Source organism: Pseudonocardia sp., from assembly GCF_025965585.1.
In the GTDB taxonomy this organism is placed as follows: Bacteria; Actinomycetota; Actinomycetes; order Mycobacteriales; family Pseudonocardiaceae; genus Pseudonocardia.
In genome coordinates, this window is the sequence record NZ_JAOPWR010000249.1 from 1 (window position 1) to 16,848 (window position 16,848).

A 16,848-nucleotide genomic window follows, 5' to 3' on the forward strand; every position below is an offset into this window, starting at 1 on the left:
CTTCCTGTGACAGGTCCGGGCGATCCGCCCGCCGCCCCTTCCGCCTCCCACGCGGAAGCCGTCCTGCGGCTGCGCCACCGCCGCGCCGCCGATCGCCACTCCCGTCACAGGAGGCGCTCATGCCTGCGATGAACGCCGGCGCCGCCGTCCTCCGCGTCCACGGGGGCCGGCGGCGCGGTGCGCGCCCCGTGTGACGATGAGCGCGTGACGACCCTGTGCCGCGTGTGGTGGGCCGCCCCCGTCGCCCCCGAGGCGGCGCCGCACCTCGTCGCGCTCCTCGACGCGCACGAGCACGACCGGATCGGCCGCTTCCGGCGCCCGGCCGACCGCGCCCGCTACCTGGCGGCTCACGCGTTGACCAGACTGGTGCTCGCCGACGCCGTCGGCCGCGCCCCCGACGCACTCGTCTTCGACCGCACGTGCCGCTGCGGGCAGCAGCACGGCAAGCCCGTGCTCCCCGGCGGTCCGGCCTTCTCGTTCACCCACGCCGGCGACATGATCGGCCTCGCGGTGCACGACGGCGGCCCCGTCGGCCTCGACGTCGAGCAGGCCCGCACCATGTCCGACCTGCCGGGCATGGCCCGCCACATCGCCTCGCCCGCCGAGCTCGGAGCCGCCCCCCTCACCGCCGACGCGTTCTTCCGGACGTGGACGCGGAAGGAGGCGCTGCTCAAGGCCACCGGGGAGGGGCTGTCGGTCCCGATGTCGGCGATCACCCTCGACGACGACGGCGTGCGCGACTGGGCCGAGGGCGCCCCCGACGGCCCGGTGTGGCTGCACGACCTGCACCCGGCGCCCGGCTACCCGGCGGCGGTGGCCGGGCTGGGAGCGTCGGCGCCCGCGGTGGTGGAGGCGGACGGCAACGCCGTGGTCGCCGCCCGCGCAACCTGAGGCAGGTCGACGCCCGGGTGGCGTTGCGCCGGCGGCGATCCTGTCGGGGGTGTCGGCGAGAATGCGGGTGTGGGCGGCGCGGGGAGGTGGGTGCTACACCTCGACATGGACGCGTTCTTCGCCTCCGCCGAGCAGCTCACACGCCCCACCCTGCGCGACCGACCGGTGCTGGTGGGCGGCCTCGGCCCGCGCAGCGTCGTCGCCGGGGCGAGCTACCAGGCCCGGGTCTTCGGGGCGCGGTCCGCGATGCCGATGGGGCAGGCACGGCGCCTGTGCCCGAACGCGACGGTCGTCCCGCCGCGGTTCGTGCTCTACCAGTCGCTCTCCGAGCAGGTCATGGCCGTGCTCGGCGAGGCCGCGCCGGTGCTCGAGCCCGTCTCGCTCGACGAGGCCTTCCTCGAGCCACCCGCCCTGGCCGGCGCCGACGCGGGCGAGGTCGAGCGGTTCGTCGTCGCGCTACGGGCGGCGGTGCGGGAGGCCACCGGCCTGCCTGCGTCGGTCGGTGCCGGGTCGGGCAAGCAGGTGGCGAAGATCGCCTCCGAGCTGGCCAAGCCCGACGGGCTGCGCGTCGTCGGCGCCGACGAGGAACGGGCGGTGCTGGATCCGCTGCCGGTCCGGTCGCTGTGGGGCGTCGGCCCCGTCGCCGAGACGGCGCTGCACCGCGCCGGGGTGCTCACCATCGGCGAGCTGGCCGCGCTGGAGACCCGCGAGGCCACCAGCCTCCTCGGCAGCGCCATGGGCACCGAGCTGCACCGCCTGGCCCGCGGCATCGACGAGCGCCCGGTGGCCCCCCGTGGCGCGGCCAAGCAGGTCAGCTCCGAGACCACGTTCGACACCGACCTCACCGCGATGTCCGCCGTCCACGACAACGTCGCGAAGCTCGCCGAGTCGGCCCACCGCAGGCTGATCGCCTCAGGCCGCGCCGCGCGCACCGTCACGGTGAAGGTGCGCAGCGCCGACTTCTCCACCTTCACCCGCTCGGAGACCGCCGCCATGGCCAGCACCGACCTCGGCACGCTCACCGCCGTGGCGCAGCGGCTCGCGGTCGCCGCCGTGCCCGAGGGCGGCGTGCGGCTGCTCGGGGTGTCGCTGGCGGGGCTGGGCGACGAGCCGCCGCCCGCGCTGTTCGACACCTCGGTTCCGGCGCCCGCCGCCCTGCCGACCGCCGAGACCGGCGAGGGGCACCCGGAGGAGCCCGCGGCACCCGACCTCGCGCGACCCTGGCGCCCGGGCGACGACGTCCGGCACGCGGAGCACGGCCACGGATGGGTGCAGGGGGCCGGTCACGGCCGCGTCACCGTGCGGTTCGAGACGCGCAGCACCGGGCCCGGCCGGGCCCGCACGGTCGCCGCCGACGACCCCGCCCTCACCCGCGCCGAGCCCCTCGCGAGCTTGGAGTGACCCGGCCCCCGCGCGCCGCCTCCGACTGATCGGTACCGGGGAGTAAACCCCGTATAGGGTCATGATCGTGGCGGGCACGCGCATCAGGGTCGCCACGTGGAACCTCCTGCACGGCCTCGACTGCCGCACCGGGCGCATCGACCTCGCCGCCGTCGCCGTCGCCATCCACGCGATGGACGTCGACGTCGTCGCGCTGCAGGAGGTCGACCGCGGGCTGCCGCGCACCGGCCGGGTCGACCAGGTCGCCGACCTGGCCCGCAGGCTCGGCTGGCACGGCGTCTTCGCACCTGCGCTGCTCGGCGATCCGCAGCGCGGCTGGACCCCCGGTCCGGGCGGGGGTCCCGACCCCGGTGGACCCGCGTACGGCATCGGCCTGCTCAGCCGCACCCCCCTGCTCGGCGTCGCGCGCCGCGCGCTCCCCGGCGGCGGGCACGGCGAGCGCAGGCCCGAGCACGTCGGCCGCGTCCTGCCGGGCTGGGACCGGGAGCCCCGCGCGGTGCTCCGGGCGTGCGTCGCGACCGGCGGCGGGACGGTCGCGGTGGCCACCACCCACCTGTCGTTCCAGGTGTGGCGGTCGGTGCGGCAGCTGCGGGTGGCGCTGGACTTCGCCGGGCGCGACACGACGGGCCCGGCGCTGCTGCTGGGCGACCTGAACCTGCCGATGCCGGCGCTGCGGACGGCGCTCGTCCGTTCCGGGTGGGCGGGGTCGTGTGCGGGGCCGACGTTCCCGGCGTGGCGCCCGAACATGCAGCTCGACCACGTCCTGCGGCGTGGGGTGGCGGCCGGGGACGTACAGGTGGGGCCGCGCGGCCCCAGCGACCACCTCCCCGTCAGCGCGACGGTGAGCTGGGGAACAGGAGCGCGCTGAAGAACTCGGGCCTACTGCGCTACGGCCGGAGCTCTTGCGCACCTCCTAGTTCTTGTCGACCACGCCCGCCGCGTCGAACGTGGCGACGTCGTGCAGGGCCCGCGCCGCACCCTGGACGACGGGCAGCGCGAGCAACGCCCCCGTGCCCTCGCCGAGGCGCATGTCGAGATCCAGCAGCGGTTCGACGCCCAGGTGCGCGAGCGCGAGGCGGTGCCCGGGCTCGGCCGACCGGTGGCCCGCGAGACAGGCGCCGACGGCGTCGGGGGCGAAGGCCGCGGCGACGAGCGCTGCCGCCCCCGCGTTGACGCCGTCGAGCAGCACCGGAACGCCGGTGGCGGCCGCACCCAGCACGAACCCGGCCAGCGCCGCGTGCTCCAGGCCGCCGAACGCGGCGAGGACCCCGAGCGGGTCGGCCGGGTCGGGGTGGTGCAGCTCGAGCGCGCGGCGCACCACGTCGGTCTTGCGGACCAGCATCGCGTCGTCGATGCCGGTGCCGCGGCCGGTGGCCAGCGCCGGATCGGCGCCGGTGAAGGTGCAGATCAGCGCGGCCGCGGCGGTGGTGTTGGCGATGCCCATGTCGCCGGTGATCAGGCAGCGGTTCCCGGCGGCCACCAGGTCGCGGGCGGTCTCGATGCCGACCTCCACGGCCTGTTGTGCCTGCTCACGGGTGAGTGCGGGGCCGGCCGCCATGTCGGCGGTGCCGTCCGCCACCCGTCGCGGAAGCAGGCCCGGCGAGGGGTCGAGCGGAGCGGCCACCCCCACGTCGACGACGCAGACCTCGGCCCCGAGCTGACGCGCGAACGCATTCACCACGGCGCCGCCGGACAGGAAGTTCGCCACCATCTGGGCGGTGACCTCCTGCGGCCAGTGCGTCACCCCCTGCGCGTGCACGCCGTGGTCGCCGGCGAACACGGCAACGGCGGCGGGCTCGGGGACCGGCGGCGGGCAGGCGCGGGCGATGCCGGACAGGGTCACGGCCACCTCCTCGACGCGGCCGAGCGCGCCCCGCGGCATGGTCATGCGGTCGAGACGGTCCCGGGCGGCCGCGCGCGCGGCGGCGTCGGGAGGCGCGATCGCGGCGACGGTCTCCGCCAGCAGGTCCGTGGGCTCGGCGCCGGGCAGGCCGCGGCGGCCGAACGTGTCGTGGTGCACCGCCCAGCCCAGCGGGCGGCGGCGCGCCCAGCCCGCCGTCGCGAGCTCCGGCTCGTCGCCGAACTCCGCGACGTGCCCGACGCACAGGTACGCCACGACCTCCAGGTGCGGCGGGATGCCCAGCTCGCGGGCGAACGTGCGCTCGTCGCCGAAGCTGACCCAGCCGACACCCAGCCCCTCGGCCCGGGCGGCGAGCCACAGGTTCTGCACCGCGCCCACGGCCGAGTAGGGCGCCATCAGCGGCTGCGTGTGGCGGCCGAGGGTGTGCCGGCCGCCGCGGGTGGGGTCGCAGGTGACGACGATGTTGAGCGGGGTGTCGAGGATGGCCTCGACCTTCAGCTCCCGGAACGCCGCGGCCCGCGCCGCCGGCAGCGACGCGGCGTACGCGGCTCGTGCGGCCGCGACGTGGGAGTGCACGCGCTCGCGGACGGCGCGGTCGCGCAGGATCAGGAAGTCCCACGGCTGGGAGAAGCCGACGGAAGGCGCGGCGTGAGCGGCGGCCAGGATCCGGTGCAGCGCCTCGTCGGAGACGGGTTGGTCGGGCCGGAACCCGGAGCGCACATCGCGCCGCGAGTTGACGACGTCGTAGAACTCCACGTCACGCCTCTTTCAGGGGTCGTAGGGGCGCGTCAGCGCAGGCCATGGCCGCGGCCCGTCCGCTTCGGGGGGACGATCAGCGTCGACAGGTAGGGGCCCCTGCCCATCGGGTCGAGGTCGCGGGCGGGCCGGATGTCCTCCTCCGGCAGGCCCAGGCCGGCGCCGTACACCGCGCCGTCGAGCCGCTCGGTGTCGCGGAGCGCGGCGAGCGTCTCGGGCAGCATGCGGCCGAACTTGTAGGCCACCACGGCGTCCCCCCGGCGCAGCGCCTCGCGGAACCGCTCGGGGCCGGCCGTCATCGGGAACAGCGAGAGCATCTCCCGGCCCTCCACCAGCGGCGTCCCGCTGCGGGCGGCGAGGTCCTGCATCGCGGTGATGCCCGGGATCAACTGGACGTCGAGCCCGCCGACGAGGCCGCGGACGGTCTCGGCGAGGTAGGTGAACGTCGAGTACACGCACGGGTCGCCGATCGTCGCGAACGCCGCCGTGCCGCCCGGATGCTCGGTGAACCAGCGCGCGACCTGCGCGGCGGCGTCGTCCCAGGCCTGCTCGCGGCGGGCGGTGTGCTGGCGGTCGTGCAGCGCGAACACCACCCGCTGGACGCGCCACGCCTCGGCGTAGAACAGGACGGTCTGCTCGGCGCGTCCGGTCTCGCCCGAGTCGGCGACGGGCACGAACACGACGTCGGCCTTCGCCAGCAGGTTCGCGGCCTTGACGGTGACGAGGTCCGGGTCGCCGGGCCCGACACCCACCCCTACCAGCGTGGTCACTCCTGGCCCTCCAGATCGCCCTCGAGCTCCAGGTAGGTCTGTCGGAGCCGGTCGAGCACGGCGTCGTCGGGCTTGGCCCACATGCCGCGGTCGGCCGCCTCGAGCAGCCGCTCGGTGACCCCGCGCAGCGCCCACGGGTTGCTCTTCTCCATGAACGCGCGGTTGGTCGCGTCGAAGACGTAGCTCTCGGCGAGCTGGGCGTACATCCAGTCGTCGACGACGCCGGCGGTGGCGTCGTACCCGAAGAGGTAGTCGACGGTGGCGGCCAGCTCGAACGCGCCCTTGTACCCGTGGCGCTGCATCGCGGCGATCCACTTCGGATTCACCACGCGCGCCCGGAACACCCGCTTGGTCTCCTCGGCCAGCGTGCGTGTCCGCACCGCGTCGGTGACGGCCGAGTCCCCGACGTACGCGGCGGGGGTGCGGCCGGTGAGCGCGCGGACGGTGGCGACCATCCCCCCGTGGTACTGGAAGTAGTCGTCGGAGTCGACGATGTCGTGCTCGCGGGTGTCCTGGTTCTTGGCCGCGACGGCGATGCGCCGGAACGACTGCTCCATGTCCGCCCGGGCCTCGCGCCCGTCGAGGCCGCGGCCGTACGCGTAGCCGCCCCACACGGCGTAGACCTCGGCGAGATCGGCGTCGCTGCGCCAGTTGCGGGCGTCGATCAGCGGGAGCAGCCCGGCCCCGTAGGCACCCGGCTTGGAGCCGAAGATGCGGGCGGTGGCGCGGCGGCGGTCGCCGTGCATCGCGACGTCCTCCTCGACGTGGGCGCGCAGGTAGTTGTGCGGCTCGTCCAGCTCCGCGACGGCGGCGAACGCGTCGTCCAGCAGCGAGATGACGTGCGGGAACGCGTCGCGGAAGAACCCGGAGATCCGCACGGTGACGTCGATGCGGGGGCGGCCCAGCTCCGCGGCCGGGACGATCGCGAACCCGGTGACGCGGCGCGAGGCCTCGTCCCAGACGGGGCGGCAGCCGATGAGCGCGAGGATCTCGGCGAGGTCGTCGCCCTGGGTGCGCATCGCGGACGTGCCCCACACCGTGAGGCCGACCGACCGCGGGTACTCCCCGGTGTCGGCGACGTGCCGCGCGACGAGCGAGTCGGCGAGCATCGACCCGATCTCCCACGCGCTGCGCGACGGGATCGCCTTGGGGTCGACGGAGTAGAAGTTGCGGCCGGTGGGGAGCACGTTCACCAGGCCGCGCGTCGGCGAGCCGGACGGCCCGGCGGGCACGTACCCGCCGTCGAGGGCGTGCAGGACGCCCGCGATCTCGTCGGTGGTGCGGGCGAGCCGCGGCACGACCTCGGCGCACCCGAAGTCGAGCACGGCGACCACATCGGGGACCTCCTCCCCCATGTGCTCTGCGCACACCTGCGCACCACCCGTCCAGCCGCGGGCCTGCACGCCGAGGACCAGCTGCCGAGCGACGGCCTCGAGCACGTCGACGAGATCGGCCCCGGTGACGGCAGGCCCCCCGGCGACCGCGACGAGCCGGGCCACACGCTCGTCCGGCGCCGGACGAACGGCACTCCGGTCGGACAGGTCCGAACGAACGGCGGCGCGCTCGTCGGCCTCCGCGGAGGGGCCGGGGACGGCGCCACCGATCCGGTGGGTATCGGTGCGCAGAGCGAAGGTGTCGAGCTTTTCCCCCGGCGCCGCCAGGAGAGCCTGCTCGTCGAGGCCTGCCCACGCGGCCAGGGCGCCGCGCAGGCCGGGCAGCGCCTTCCGCCCGCCCCAGACCTGGCTCGCGCGCAGGATCGAGAGCACCAAATTGACCTGCGCCTCCCCCTCCGGCACACCGCCGAGGATGTGCAGGCCGTCGCGGATCTGGACGTCCTTGACCTCGCACAGGTAGCCGTCGATGTGCAGGACGAAGTCGTCGAAGTCGGCCTCGCCGGGCTGGCCGTCGACGTGCAGGTCGTGGTGCAGCTGCGCCGCCTGCACGACCTCCCAGATGCGGGCGCGCAGGGCGGGGAGCTTGGCCGGGTCCATCGCCGCGACGGTGGCGTACTCGTCGAGGAGCTGTTCGAGCTTGGCCATCTCGCCGTAGGTGTCGGCGCGTGCCATCGGCGGGACGAGGTGGTCGACCACCACGGCGTGGCCGCGGCGCTTGGCCTGCGTGCCCTCGCCCGGGTCGTTGACGATGAACGGGTACACCAGCGGCAGCTCGCCGAGCACGGCGTCGGGCGCGCATCCCGCGGAGAGCCCCAGTCCCTTGCCGGGCAACCACTCCAGGGTCCCGTGCTTGCCGAGGTGGACCACCGCGTCGGCGCCGAAGGAGTTCTCGAGCCAGCGGTAGGCGGCGAGGTAGTGGTGCGACGGCGGGAGGTCCGGGTCGTGGTAGATCGCGATCGGGTTCTCGCCGAAGCCGCGGGGCGGCTGGATCATCAGCATGACGTTCCCGAAGGTCAGCGACGCCAGCACGATGGCTGCGTCGTCCCCGGCCCCGTCGACGTAGAGCGAGCCCGGCGCCACCCCCCAGTGCTCGACGATCCCGTCGGTGAGCGTGGACGGCAGGGAGGCGAACCAGCGCCCGTAGTCCTCCAGGTGCACGCGTGCCGGGGCCGCCGAGAGCTGCTCCTCGGTGAGCCACTCGACGTCGTGCCCGCCCGCCGCGATGAGGGTGTGGATCAGCTCGTCGGAGTCCTGCGGGAAGTCGCCGACGGTGTAGCCGGCGTCGCGCAGGGCGTTCAGCAGGACGACCGCGGACGCCGGGGTGTCCAGCCCGACCGCGTTGCCGACGCGCGAGTGCTTGGTCGGGTAGCTCGACAGCACGATCGCGAGCTTCCGGTCGGCCACCGGCGTGCGACGCAGCGAGGCGTGCCGCACCGCGAGCCCGGCCAGGCGGGTGGCCCGCTCGGGGTCGGCCCGGTAGACGGGCAGGTCGTCGCCGGGCTCGGTCTCCTTGAACGAGAACGGCACCGTGATCAGCCGGCCGTCGAACTCGGGAATGGCCACCTGCATGGCGGCGTCCATCGGTGACAGCGCGGCGTCCGAGCCGGACCAGGTCGCGCGCGAGGTGGTCAGGCACAGGCCCTGCAGGACGGGCACGTCGAGGGTGGCGAGTGCGCCGGCGTCCCAGGCGTCCTCCTCGCCCCCCGCGCTCGCGGTCGACGCGACGGTGCCGCCGGCCGCGAGCACGGTGGCGACCAACGCGTCCGCGGAGCCCAGCAGGGACATGAGCGCGGGATCGGCACCGCGCAGCGAGCCGCAGAACACCGGCAGCGCGTTGGCCCCGCGGGCCTCGACCGCGTCACACAGCGTGTCGACGAAGGCGGTGTTGCCGGAGAGCTCGTGGGCCCGGTAGAACACCACCCCGACCGTCGGACGGGACGGGTCCTGGGCGCGCGAGCCGTGCACCCCGAAGTCGGGCGCGGGGACGGGTGCGGCGAAGCCCTCACCGGTGAGCAGCACGGTGTCGGAGAGGAAGCGATGCAGCTCGCGCAGGTTGTCGGTGCCCCCGGCCGCCAGGTAGGCCAGCGCCTCCGACGCGACGCCGGCCGGCACGGTGGACGCGGCCATCAGCTCGGCGTCCGGCGAGGCCTCCCCGCCCAGCAGCACGACGGGCAGCCCCGAGGCGACGAGTGCGTCCACACCCTGCGGCCAGGCCCGCCGCCCGCCCAGCAGCCGCAGCACCACGACGGACACGCCGTCGAGCAGCGCGGGCAGGCCGTCGGGCTCGACGCGGGCGGGGTTGACCGTCCGGTACAGCGCGCCCGAGCCACGGGCGGCCAGCAGCTCGGTGTCCGCCGTGCTCAGCATCAGCACAGGGGAGGGCAGCAGAACGGCGCCGGTCATAATCCGCATCTCCTCCGAGGGTCCGCGCCCTCTGTTCGGGGTACCGCGACGGCAGCGAGTCTCCTGGCTCCCGGATCGGCGCGGACCGCCCGACCTTCCCGCTCACGCGGTGGTCACGAACCTGGGCGGCGCTCCCCGGTGACAGTGGCGGGACCGCGTCGGACTCACACCGACTTCCTCCACTGCCGTCGCCGAGAACTGGACCACACAGCGGGGCGTGGGGTCAACGCGGCGTGAGGTTGCCGACCGCCGGCTGCCACCCGGGAGCCGCGGCCGTCCGCGTGACGCAGGTTTGCCGATCAGCGACCTTCGGGAACCAGGGTGAAACGGTTCACTCGATCGAGTGTGTCGTCCGCCACACAGAGAGGTGTCCGGTGGGAACCACCGTGATCGTCCTGATCGTCGTCATCGTGCTGCTGGTGCTCGCCCTGGCCGCAGCCGGGATCATGCTGTCCCGTCGCAGGCGCTCCGAGCAGCTCCAGGAGCACTACGGCCCCGAGTACGAGCGCACCCTCGCCGAGACCGGTGACCGCCGCGCCGCCGAGGCCCGGCTCACCGAGCGCGAGCAGCGCCACCGCAAGCTGGACGTCCGCGACCTGAGCCCGGAGGAGCGCGACCGTTTCAGCGGGTCCTGGAACACCATCCAGCGGGGTTTCGTCGACGACCCCGTGCAGTCGGTGCGCCACGCCGACGCGCTCGTCGTCGAGATCATGCGCACCCGCGGCTACCCGGTGGACGACTTCGAGCAGCGCGCCGAGGACATCTCCGTGGAGCACCCGCAGGTGGTGCAGCACTACCGCGACGCCCGCGGCATCCACGAGGCCACGCAGAACGGCACCGCCGACACCGAACAGCAACGCCACGCCGTCACCTCCTACCGGGCACTGATCACCACGTTGCTCGGCCAGGGGAACGACGACGCCGCAGCGAGCCCGACCAACGGCCACCGCGCCGCGACCACGACCAGCGAGGAGCAGACCCGATGACGACTTCTCCCGACCAGCACCCCGACGACGAGCGCGGCCGGCCCGCCGGCGGCGTCCGTGGCGCGATCAACGACCTGCTCGGCCGCGGCGACCGCACCGACGACGACCGGCGCACCGAGAACGAACGGCTCGCGCAGGAGCGGTCCGGCGCCGGTCACGACGCCGGAACCAGCGCCCCGGCGGGGACGCGCTTCGAGGCCCGGCCCGTCGACGAGCAGTACGGCGCGGACCCGCGCACCGGGCAGCAGCCTGCCGACGCTCCGGCGGGGGCGCGGGCGGAGGGCCAGCACGCCGACCAGCAGTACGGCGACCAGCAGTACGGCGACCAGCAGTACGGGGACCAGCAGTACGGGGGCGCCGTTCCGGCCGGCGGCACGCGCGGCGGTGGCGTGGTCGGGGCCGCGGCTCCGCAGCAGCAGGACGCCGGCCGTCGCCAGCAGGGCGAGCCGTACGACGACCCGGGCGCCCGCGGCGCGGTCCCCGGCAGCGCCCGCCACAGCGACGTGGGCCCGGACGGGCCCGGGTACGGTGACCAGTCCATGTCCCAGGCCCAGGGCATGCAGTCGCTCGACGAGCGGGAGCGTGCAGGCAGTGGCGCGAGAGGCTCGGCGGGAGCGCGCACCGTCGACGTCGGTGGTCCCGGCGACGGCCCGGCCGCGGCGACCGGCCCGGTGTCCTCCGACCGGGCCTCGGGTGACCCCGACCGGCGCGAAGAGCACGCCGGCAGCAACGGGAACCTCACCGGCGCGGGGGCCGGCACCCAGGCCGGCGCGGGCAGCGTCGCCGACACCTCGCAGGGCGAGGACTCCGAGGGCCGAGAGCGCCTCGTCAGCCCCGAGCGGGCCGAGTCCTACAGCGTGCGGTGGGACGCGGTGAAGGTCGCGTTCGTCGACGAGCCCAGCAAGGCCGTCGCCGACGCCGACGCCCTCGTGGGCGAGCTGCTCGCCGAACTGCAGTCCCTGTTCTCCGACCAGCGCAGCGGCATCGAGCGGAGCCTCGCGGCCGACGAGACCTCCACCGAGGACATGCGCCTCGCGCTGCGTCGCTACCGCAGCTTCTTCGACCGGCTGCTCTCGATCTGATCACCTGATCGCCTGATCGCCACGTCACCGGCGCCGTCCTCGGACGGCGCCGGTGACGTTCGCCCGGACCTGGGCGTCCACGGTCCGGTCCACGCGTCGTGACGCGTCGCCGGCGCCGCCACGCGCCCGCCAGGGGTAGGTTGCGGCGGCCGCCGACGACGGAGGTGCGCCGTGGAACCGGATCTCGTCGCGGCGGTGCTGGGCGATCTCGCGATCATCGTGGCGGCTGCACGGCTCGTCGGCGCCCTGTTCGTCCGGCTGCGCCAGCCACGGGTGGTCGGCGAGATGGTGGCGGGGATCCTGATCGGGCCCAGCGTCCTCGGCGCCGCGGCGACCGAGGTGGTGTTCCCCGCAGGGTCGCCGGCGTTCCTGCAGCTCCTCGGCACGGTCGCGCTGGTGCTGTTCACGTTCCTGGTCGGTCTGGAGGTCCCGCAGCACCTGCTGCGGGGCCGGGTGGTCCGGGTGGGGCTGGTCGGCGTCGCCGTCACCTTCGCGGCGGTCGGGGCGGGCTTCCTGCTCGCGCCACTGCTGGACGCGCCCGGGCTCTGGAGCGTGCCGGGCGTCCCCCACGAGGCGCAGGCCCTCCTGATCGGTGCGGGCGTGTCGGCCACCGCCCTGCCCGTCGTCGCGCGGGTGCTGCAGGAGAAGGGCCTTGTCGCGACGGCTGTCGGCGCGTTCGGGATCGGCGGGGCCGCTGTCGTGACGCCGCTGACGTTCGTGGTGCTGGGCGCCGCGGCGTCAGTGGCGACCGGTGGGGACCCGCCGGTCGCCGCGGGGATCCGGCTGGGGCTGCTGGCGGCACTGGTCGCCGTGCTGGCGCTGGCGGTGCGGCCGCTGCTGGCCCGGCTCCTGGCCCGCCGGTTCCACGGGACCGACCTCGACGGCGGTGTGTGCGCCCTCCTGCTGGCCGGGGCGCTGCTGACGGCGGCGGCCACCGACCGGATCGGTGTCCAGGCCCTGCCGGGCGGGCTGCTGTTCGGCGCGGCGGTGCCTCAGCTCCCCGGGCTGGCGCGGGCGGTGCAGGCCCGCCTGCAGCAGGTGGTCGTGGTCGTCGGGATCCCGGTGTTCCTCGCCGTCTCGGGCCTGCAGACCGACCTGCGGACGGTACGGCCCGAGCACGCGGGCGCGGTCGCGCTCTTCCTCCTGGCGGTGGTCGTGGCCAAGTTCGGCCTCGGTGCCGCGGTCGGCCGGGCCACCGGGCTCCCCGTCCGCGACGCCGGGGCGATCGGCGTGCTGCTGTCGTGCGGCGGCCTCGTCACCCTCGTCGTGGCGCTCGCGGCCCGGCTGCTCGGCCTCATCACACCGTCACTGCAGGTGGTGTTCGTGCTGGGCGCGATCGTGACGACGCTGGCGACGGGCCCGGCGCTGGACCGGTTCGTCCGGCCCGGCTGACCCTGTCGTCGTGGCTGCGCCGCGCGCGACCGCGACGGCGTCGGGATAGACGTCACCCACCAGGCGGGCCTGCCCGGTCACGTGGCCCGCCCCGGTTGCCGCTCACCGGTGGCGCTGTACATGCGGCGCACGGCCTCGCGCGACAGGTCACCGGCCCTGGCGAGCCGCGGGTCGCGCGGCCGGTGGCCCAGGTTCTCCCGCACCAGCGTCGATGCGGCCGTCGTCGACGCGGCAGCGAGCAGCACCGCGGCCACCACGTCCCCGTGCAGATTCGGGTTGCTCCGATGCCGCAGGGTCAGTGCCAGCTCCGACACCGCGGCGCCGACCTCCGCGATCTCGGCCGGGACGGCGGCAGCGCCCTCGGTCGCCGTCTCGACCGCCCCGCGACGACGCGGGTCGTCCCGGGGACGGCGCACGGCCGCCAGGTAGGCGGCGTAGGCGTCGACGTCGGCGTCGACAAGCGCCGCGGCCCGCTCCCGCAAGGAGTCGGCCTGCTCGGCGATCGACCCGAGTGCCTCGGGTGAGAGCCTGCCGGCCCGGATGCTCTCCGCCGAGGGCCCGTCGGGCACCGGGACGCCGGGGACCCCGTACCGGGCGGCCATCCCCGTCAGGCCAGCCGCGAGCGCCGCCGCCAGTGCGGCGACCGCTCCTCCGCCGGGTGCCGACGTCTTCGCCGCGACGGCGTCGAGCAGCTCGCGGACCGTCAGGTCGAGCAGGGACCTCTGCTCCCCGGCCCCCTCGCCCACCACTCCGTCGCCCACGGCTCAGCCCGTCACCCGGTCCGTCACCAGCCCGGCGACCGGCCCCACCACGACCACCGCGGGCGGGCTGATCCCGTGCTCACGGACCGCCTCGGCCACGGTGACCAGCGTCGCGCGGATCGAGCGCTGGATGCGCATCGTGCCGTCCTGCACGACCGCGACGGGGGTGTCGGCGGGGCGGCCGCCGTCGATCAGCGCGGTGGCGAACGCGCCGATCCGCTCCACGGCCATGAGCAGCACGATCGTGCCGCGCAACCGGCCGAGGGCGGGCCAGTCCACCAGCGAGCGCGGGTCGTCGGGGCCCACGTGCCCGGAGACCACGACGATCTCGTGCGCCACGCCCCGGTGCGAGACAGGCACATCGGCGACGGCGGGCGCGGCGAACGCGCTGGTCACGCCCGGTACGACGGTGACGGGTACCCCTGCCTCCGCGCAGGCCAGCACCTCCTCGAAGCCCCGGCCGAACACGTACGGGTCGCCGCCCTTGAGCCGCACCACGAACCGCCCGGCCCGGGCGTGCTCGACGAGCAGCTCGTTGATGCGGGCCTGGTTCATCGCGCGGCCGTACGGGATCTTGGACGCGTCGATCACCTCGACGTGCGGGCCGAGCTGGTCGAGCAGGTCGCGCGGGCCGAGCCGGTCGGTGATGACGACGTCGGCGCGGGCGAGCAGCCTGCGGCCGCGCACGGTGATCAGCTCCGGGTCGCCCGGACCGCCACCGACAAGCGCGACGCCGGGAGTGACGGGCTCGGCGGCGCCGTCCACCAACCCCGCGTGCAGCGCCTCCACCAGCGCGGTGCGCACGGCGGCGGAGCGGCGGGGGTGCCGGCCGGCGAGCACGCCGACCGTCAGGCCGTCGTGGTGCCCGACCGCGGGGGTGACCGCGGTGCCGGCGGGGGCGTCGTCGGCGCGGACGCAGAAGATCCGGTCCCGCTCGGCGGCGGCGCCGACCGCGGCGTTGACCTCCGACGAGTCGGTGCAGGTGACGACGTACCAGGCGCCGTCGAGGTCGCCGTCGGCGTAGCCGCGGGCGGTCCAGCGGAGCTCGCGCGCGGTGGCCATGCCCTCGACCGCCGGGGTCACGTCGGGCGCCACCACCTCGACGTCGGCACCCGCGGCCAGCAGCCCGGTCAGCCGCCGCTGCGCCACCGTGCCGCCGCCGACGACGACCACGCGGCGGCCGGCGAGGTCGAGTCCGGCGAGGTAGGGATCAGGCATGGGCGTGCCCGTGCCCGTGCCCAGAACCGTCAGCAGGGTCGTCGGGATGGTGGTGGGGGGTCTGCGGGGCACCGAGCTTGTCCTCGAAACCGGGCAGCAGCACGCGGTAGGCGCAGGTGTCGCAGTTCATCCGGATGTCGCCATCGAGGGCCTCGCGGTAGCGCTCGACGACGAGACCGGCCAGCTCGTCGCAGTCGCCGAGATGGCCGGCGGTGCGGACGTCGACGTCCGGGTGCTCGGCCCCGAACGCCCGCGCCTGGTCGACGACCCGGCGCGGCAGCACCCCGTCGAACAGGAAGTACGGGGCCACCACCACGCGCGTGGCCCCCAGCGCCCGGCAGCGCGCCAGGCCCGTCGCGACGTCGGGGCGGGCGAGCGAGACGAACGCGGTCTCGACGAACTCGTAGCTCCGGCCCTCCTGCAGCAGCCGCGCGACCTTGCAGACCTCGGCGTTCGCGTCGGGGTCGGTGGAGCCGCGGCCGACGAGCAGCACCGCCGTGCCCTCCGGCTCGGCCACCGCGCCGATCCGCGCCGCGAGGATCTCCTGCAGCACCGGGTGCGGGCCGAGCGGGCGCCCGAAGACGTACGAGGTGCCGGGCTCGCGGCGCACCTCCCGTTCGAGGGCCGCGGGGATGTCGCCCTTCGCGTGACCGGCGGCGACCAGCACCATCGGCACGGCGGCACGGTGCTGGTGGCCGCGGTCGGTCAGCGCGGCCCAGGCCTCGTGGACCGTGGGCGGGGAGAGCTCGATGAACCCGCCGTCGACATCGATCTCCTCGGCGGCGAGCAGGCGGCGCACCCGGTCGGTGAAGGACACGAACTCCGCCACCCCCGAGGCGTCGACGGTGCCGTGGCCGGCAAGCATGAGAGGGGCCGCGGGCCGCGTCAGCGGGCCGCGCATCGGCACAGTCACGAGGGGTCCTCCGAGTACAGCAGGGCGTTGACGGCGGCGGCCGCCGCCGCAGCGCCACCTCGTTCGGAACGGTTGGAGACCGCGGGCAGGCCCGAGCGCCGCAGCGCGGCCTTGGCGGCGACGGACCCGACGAACCCGACCGGCAGCCCGACGATGAGCGGGCTCCGCACCTGCAGGCGCACCAGCTCCGCGAGCGCCGTGGGGGCGTTGCCGATGACCCAGACCGCACCCTCGGGGTGAGCCGCGGCGGCGGCGCGGATGCCGGCCGCGGAGCGCGTCAGCCCCTGGACGGGCTGCGTCGTCTCCGTCTGGGCGAGATCGAGCGCGACCGTGGTCGGCCGGGAGGTGATCCCCACCGCCACCATCCGCACGTCGGTGATCAGCGGCGCCCCGGCCAGCAGCGCGGCGCGGCCGGCGCGCAGGGCGTCCTCGTCGCACACGAGGTCGCCGGCCCAGCTCGGGTCGGCGCTGGTGTGCACGATGCGCTCGACGACGGCACGGGTCAGCGGGGGCAGGTCGGTGGTGTCGAGGCGGGTACGCAGGATCGCGTACGACTCGACCTCGATGGGATGCACGTTGCTGCGCAGGCTCACGGATCTCCTCACCGGGTGTCCTCGCCCGGGGTGACGGTGGGGGTAACGGCGGCGCGAGGTCTGACTCTCACAGTGGCGGGACCGTCCCGGAGTCGCACCGGATTCCCGCGCAGCCGAACCGGGCGAGCATAACCCGCGAGCATCCCCGCCCCGGCCCGCTCGCTCGTGACGATCGGCACGGACCGCACATCACGGCCCGTCGCGGGGCGCTGACATGCTGTCGGAGGCGATCACCGGGCGGAGGCCGCTGATACCGCCTACGACCAGCGATAACCCCGCGGCGTCACCATGCGCCCCGCGACCATCCGCGTCGCGCTGGAGCCGACCACCACCGTCGTGAGCATGTCGACCTCCGTCGGGTCGAACTCCGACAGCGGCCGCGTCCACACCCGCTGGCCCGGTCGCCCGGCCTGCCGCACGGCGCCGA

Annotated in this window: 13 protein-coding genes and 2 riboswitches; of the genes, 6 read left to right on the forward strand and 7 right to left on the reverse strand. The window is 75.4% G+C overall.

Annotated features, from left to right (window positions below; genetic code table 11):
* The first annotated feature begins 204 nt into the window (after positions 1 to 204).
* The 3 genes from JWR81_RS16085 to JWR81_RS16095 all read left to right on the forward strand — a co-directional run bounded on the left by JWR81_RS16085 (position 205) and on the right by JWR81_RS16095 (position 3,160).
* Positions 205 to 891: a 4'-phosphopantetheinyl transferase superfamily protein gene (locus JWR81_RS16085; RefSeq protein WP_297652591.1), complete on the forward strand. Its 687-nt coding sequence runs from the start codon at positions 205 to 207 to the stop codon at positions 889 to 891.
* Positions 892 to 981: 90 nt separating this feature from the next.
* Entirely contained in the window at positions 982 to 2,292 is a 1,311-nt protein-coding gene (locus tag JWR81_RS16090; RefSeq protein WP_297652594.1) for a DNA polymerase IV, read from the forward strand.
* Positions 2,293 to 2,359: 67 nt separating this feature from the next.
* The gene (locus tag JWR81_RS16095; RefSeq protein ID WP_297652597.1) at positions 2,360 to 3,160 is read left to right on the forward strand and encodes an endonuclease/exonuclease/phosphatase family protein; all 801 of its coding nucleotides are present in this window, start codon (positions 2,360 to 2,362) and stop codon (positions 3,158 to 3,160) included.
* A 45-nt stretch (positions 3,161 to 3,205) separates the two neighbouring features.
* Here JWR81_RS16095 and cobT read toward each other — a convergent pair whose 3' ends face one another.
* Genes cobT through cobN form a run of 3 tightly spaced genes read right to left on the reverse strand, consistent with a single transcriptional unit; the run spans position 3,206 to position 9,476 of the window.
* Positions 3,206 to 4,909, reverse strand: a complete 1,704-nt coding sequence (gene cobT / locus JWR81_RS16100) for a nicotinate-nucleotide--dimethylbenzimidazole phosphoribosyltransferase (RefSeq protein WP_297652600.1) — start codon at positions 4,907 to 4,909, stop codon at positions 3,206 to 3,208.
* 32 nt (positions 4,910 to 4,941) lie between these two features.
* Positions 4,942 to 5,679 (reverse strand): precorrin-2 C(20)-methyltransferase, encoded by a 738-nt coding sequence (gene cobI / locus JWR81_RS16105; RefSeq protein ID WP_297652603.1) that lies wholly within the window; start codon positions 5,677 to 5,679, stop codon positions 4,942 to 4,944.
* The gene (cobN, locus tag JWR81_RS16110; protein ID WP_297652606.1) at positions 5,676 to 9,476 is read right to left on the reverse strand and encodes a cobaltochelatase subunit CobN; all 3,801 of its coding nucleotides are present in this window, start codon (positions 9,474 to 9,476) and stop codon (positions 5,676 to 5,678) included. Before cobN ends, cobI begins: the two co-directional genes overlap by 4 nt.
* A 56-nt stretch (positions 9,477 to 9,532) precedes the next feature.
* Positions 9,533 to 9,656, reverse strand: a riboswitch (cobalamin riboswitch).
* A 194-nt stretch (positions 9,657 to 9,850) separates the two neighbouring features.
* On the opposite strand from cobN, the gene JWR81_RS16115 reads away from it, so the two are divergent.
* The 3 genes from JWR81_RS16115 (at position 9,851) to JWR81_RS16125 (ending at position 12,936) form a co-directional block, all read left to right on the forward strand.
* A complete protein-coding gene (locus tag JWR81_RS16115; protein ID WP_297652609.1) occupies positions 9,851 to 10,462 on the forward strand; it encodes a hypothetical protein in 612 nt (203 codons plus the stop codon).
* On the forward strand, positions 10,459 to 11,544 hold the full coding sequence (locus JWR81_RS16120; protein WP_297652611.1) for a hypothetical protein: 1,086 nt from the start codon (positions 10,459 to 10,461) through the stop codon (positions 11,542 to 11,544). Before JWR81_RS16115 ends, JWR81_RS16120 begins: the two co-directional genes overlap by 4 nt.
* Positions 11,545 to 11,715: 171 nt before the next feature.
* Positions 11,716 to 12,936: a cation:proton antiporter gene (locus tag JWR81_RS16125; protein WP_297652614.1), complete on the forward strand. Its 1,221-nt coding sequence runs from the start codon at positions 11,716 to 11,718 to the stop codon at positions 12,934 to 12,936.
* A gap of 77 nt (positions 12,937 to 13,013) precedes the next feature.
* On the opposite strand, the gene JWR81_RS16130 is transcribed toward JWR81_RS16125, so the two are convergent.
* Genes JWR81_RS16130 through JWR81_RS16145 form a run of 4 tightly spaced genes read right to left on the reverse strand, consistent with a single transcriptional unit; the run spans position 13,014 to position 16,421 of the window.
* Positions 13,014 to 13,697: a cyclodeaminase/cyclohydrolase family protein gene (locus JWR81_RS16130; RefSeq protein ID WP_297652617.1), complete on the reverse strand. Its 684-nt coding sequence runs from the start codon at positions 13,695 to 13,697 to the stop codon at positions 13,014 to 13,016.
* A gap of 3 nt (positions 13,698 to 13,700) precedes the next feature.
* Complete coding sequence (gene cobA, locus JWR81_RS16135) at positions 13,701 to 14,915, reverse strand: uroporphyrinogen-III C-methyltransferase (protein WP_297652620.1); 1,215 nt, start codon at positions 14,913 to 14,915, stop codon at positions 13,701 to 13,703.
* A complete protein-coding gene (locus JWR81_RS16140) occupies positions 14,908 to 15,828 on the reverse strand; it encodes a sirohydrochlorin chelatase (RefSeq protein WP_297652623.1) in 921 nt (306 codons plus the stop codon). Before JWR81_RS16140 ends, cobA begins: the two co-directional genes overlap by 8 nt.
* Positions 15,825 to 16,421 (reverse strand): precorrin-8X methylmutase, encoded by a 597-nt coding sequence (locus tag JWR81_RS16145; protein ID WP_297652625.1) that lies wholly within the window; start codon positions 16,419 to 16,421, stop codon positions 15,825 to 15,827. The genes JWR81_RS16140 and JWR81_RS16145 overlap by 4 nt, the downstream gene beginning before the upstream one ends.
* 57 nt (positions 16,422 to 16,478) lie before the next feature.
* Positions 16,479 to 16,528, reverse strand: a riboswitch (cobalamin riboswitch).
* Positions 16,529 to 16,848 lie beyond the last annotated feature (320 nt).